We start from the raw sequence: 251 nt of genomic DNA, 5'->3' as shown, positions 1-251 counted from the left end.
ACGCGCGGGCCGGTACGGATGGGGATCGATGTAGGTCGGCGCGCCGGTGATCATTTCGGCGAGCAGCCGTCCGCTCGCGGGGCCGAGCGTGAGCCCGTGGTGACAATGACCGAACGCGAACCACAGATGACGGTGGCGCGGCGCCGGCCCGATCACCGGCCGCATGTCGGGCGTGCACGGCCGCATCCCGAGCCACGGCGCTGGATCGAGCCGCTCGCCGATGCCGAACGCGTCGCGCGCGAGCGGCTCGG

General features: G+C 73.3%; 1 protein-coding gene. It reads right to left on the bottom strand.

Translation table 11 applies throughout. From position 1 onward, the window contains the following. Positions 1-251: NAD(P)/FAD-dependent oxidoreductase (locus tag SB764_RS42920; protein WP_410867165.1), on the bottom strand; the 251-nt coding region annotated here is incomplete at both ends.

The organism is Paraburkholderia sp. SIMBA_027, from assembly GCF_046535315.1.
Lineage (GTDB): Bacteria > Pseudomonadota > Gammaproteobacteria > Burkholderiales > Burkholderiaceae > Paraburkholderia > Paraburkholderia tropica.
This window is presented reverse-complemented; position numbering and strand designations above follow the sequence as displayed.